The 1,896-nt window shown below is 63.4% G+C and carries 4 protein-coding genes and 1 pseudogene; all 5 read right to left on the bottom strand.

From position 1 onward, the window contains the following. Positions 1 to 120, bottom strand: a pseudogene (locus ACFQ7F_RS28395) (DNA-directed RNA polymerase subunit alpha); the annotation flags it as partial. Positions 121 to 240: 120 nt separating this feature from the next. Further along, positions 241 to 645 carry a 30S ribosomal protein S11 gene (gene rpsK / locus ACFQ7F_RS28390; RefSeq protein ID WP_003948617.1) on the bottom strand — a complete coding sequence of 135 codons (405 nt, stop codon included), beginning with the start codon at positions 643 to 645 and terminating at the stop codon, positions 241 to 243. 62 nt (positions 646 to 707) lie between these two features. Continuing rightward, positions 708 to 1,088: a 30S ribosomal protein S13 gene (gene rpsM / locus ACFQ7F_RS28385; RefSeq protein ID WP_383275917.1), complete on the bottom strand. Its 381-nt coding sequence runs from the start codon at positions 1,086 to 1,088 to the stop codon at positions 708 to 710. A gap of 182 nt (positions 1,089 to 1,270) precedes the next feature. Further along, entirely contained in the window at positions 1,271 to 1,384 is a 114-nt protein-coding gene (rpmJ, locus tag ACFQ7F_RS28380; RefSeq protein ID WP_003974245.1) for a 50S ribosomal protein L36, read from the bottom strand. 56 nt (positions 1,385 to 1,440) lie between these two features. Then, on the bottom strand, positions 1,441 to 1,662 hold the full coding sequence (gene infA / locus ACFQ7F_RS28375) for a translation initiation factor IF-1 (RefSeq protein ID WP_003948620.1): 222 nt from the start codon (positions 1,660 to 1,662) through the stop codon (positions 1,441 to 1,443). Between the last annotated feature and the right edge of the window lie 234 nt (positions 1,663 to 1,896).

The raw sequence follows: 1,896 nt of genomic DNA, 5'->3' as shown, positions 1-1,896 counted from the left end.
CCGACGCAGGGAGTTGCCGAGGGTGTAACCGAAGCCCGGCTCCAGCGGCTCGATCACGAACCGGGAGCGGAACTCGTCGACGACCTCTTCGGTCAACGAGGGGCGCTGAGCAATCAGCATGAGGTGTTTCCTTCAGTCATGGACACCCACTATTTGATGTCCTTGAGTACTACAAGGGTACGGGCGGTACAGCTCCGAGGAGCCGCACCGCCCGAGAATCCCTGGGTCAAGCGACGTGCGTCAGACGCGGCGACGCTTGGGGGGACGGCAGCCGTTGTGCGGCGTCGGCGTGACGTCCTGGATCGAACCGACCTCGAGGCCAGTGGCCTGGAGGGAGCGGATCGCGGTCTCGCGGCCGGAGCCGGGACCCTTGACGAAGACGTCAACCTTGCGCATGCCGTGCTCCTGGGCGCGACGCGCGGCCGACTCGGCGGCCATCTGCGCGGCGAACGGAGTCGACTTGCGCGAGCCCTTGAAGCCGACGTGGCCGGCGGAGGCCCAGCTGATCACGTTGCCCGTGGGGTCCGTGATCGAGACGATCGTGTTGTTGAACGTGCTCTTGATGTGGGCGTGCCCGTGAGCGACGTTCTTCTTTTCCTTGCGGCGCACCTTCTTGGCAGCGCCCTGACGACCCTTGGGGGGCATCTATTAACTCCTACGCGAGGTGGTCGGTCCTGCAGCGACAGCTGTCGATCGACCGCTGAGGACTACTTCTTGCCCGGCTTCTTCTTACCGGCGATGGCGCGACGCGGGCCCTTGCGGGTGCGGGCGTTGGTGCTGGTGCGCTGACCGCGGACGGGCAGGCCACGACGGTGACGAACACCCTGGTAGCAGCCGATCTCGACCTTGCGGCGGATGTCGGCCTGGATCTCGCGGCGGAGGTCACCCTCCGTCTGGAGGTTGGCGTCCACGTACTCGCGGATCTTGATCAGGTCCTCTTCGGACAGATCACGAACACGGGTGTTGCGGTCCACACCGGTGGCGTCCAGCGTCTGCTGGGACAGCGTGCGGCCAATGCCGAACACGTACGTGAGGGCAACCTCGACGCGCTTTTCGCGCGGGAGGTCAACACCTTCAAGGCGTGCCATTCAAGGCTCCTGTTAATTTTCGGAGGTCTTCAGCAGGACCATTCCCAGGTGCCGTACGAGGTACATCCTGAGTCCCCGGCCTCCGACCGGGGGTGTCGCCCTCCATCACTGAAGAGGGACGGGTCCTGCACATGTGCTTACGTGCGTCGCGCGAAACTCTGCGAACTGCAGTCAGTCGTGCGTCAGCCCTGGCGCTGCTTGTGGCGCGGGTTGTCGCAGATAACCATGACCCGGCCGTGACGGCGGATCACCCTGCACTTGTCGCAGATCTTCTTGACGCTCGGCTTGACCTTCATTGGTGAGGTTCTCCGGGTCAGTGCCACACCCCACGTGAATGAGGTGCGGGCAAGATCTACTTGTACCGGTAGACGATCCGGCCACGGGTCAGGTCGTAAGGAGACAACTCCACCACGACCCGGTCGTCAGGGAGGATGCGGATGTAGTGCATACGCATCTTGCCGCTGATGTGTGCCAGGACCTGGTGGCCGTTCTGGAGCTCAACCTTGAACATGGCGTTCGGAAGAGACTCAACGACAGTGCCCTCGATCTCGATGGCACCTTGCTTCTTGGCCACGCTCTGCCCTTCGAATCGACTACCTTGATCGACTTCGTACGCCGCATGCAGGCACACGGATGCACGAGAGCCGACGAGTCAGTCTACGTCAGGCCACCCGGAAAGACGAATCGAGGAAGAATGCCCCACAACCAAGATCCTTAAGCGGAGGGCCCGCTTCGCCAGCGGCTCAGCCCAGCGGATCGGGCGCCGTAGCAACCCCGTACTCCGCAAGCTTCGCCTTGCCGCAGTCAG

The sequence above is a fragment of the Streptomyces sp. NPDC056486 genome (assembly GCF_042795295.1).
Taxonomy (GTDB): domain Bacteria; phylum Actinomycetota; class Actinomycetes; order Streptomycetales; family Streptomycetaceae; genus Streptomyces.
Note: the sequence above shows the minus strand (reverse complement) of the source record. Positions and strands in the feature narration are given on the sequence as shown.

Excerpts from the sequence above, each read along its gene's own strand:
- rpsM (WP_383275917.1), bottom strand. The coding sequence starts at position 1,088 with ATGGCACGCCTTGAAGGTGTTGACCTCCCGCGCGAAAAGCGCGTCGAG.
- rpmJ (WP_003974245.1), bottom strand. The coding sequence starts at position 1,384 with ATGAAGGTCAAGCCGAGCGTCAAGAAGATCTGCGACAAGTGCAGGGTG.
- rpsK (WP_003948617.1), bottom strand. The coding sequence starts at position 645 with ATGCCCCCCAAGGGTCGTCAGGGCGCTGCCAAGAAGGTGCGCCGCAAG.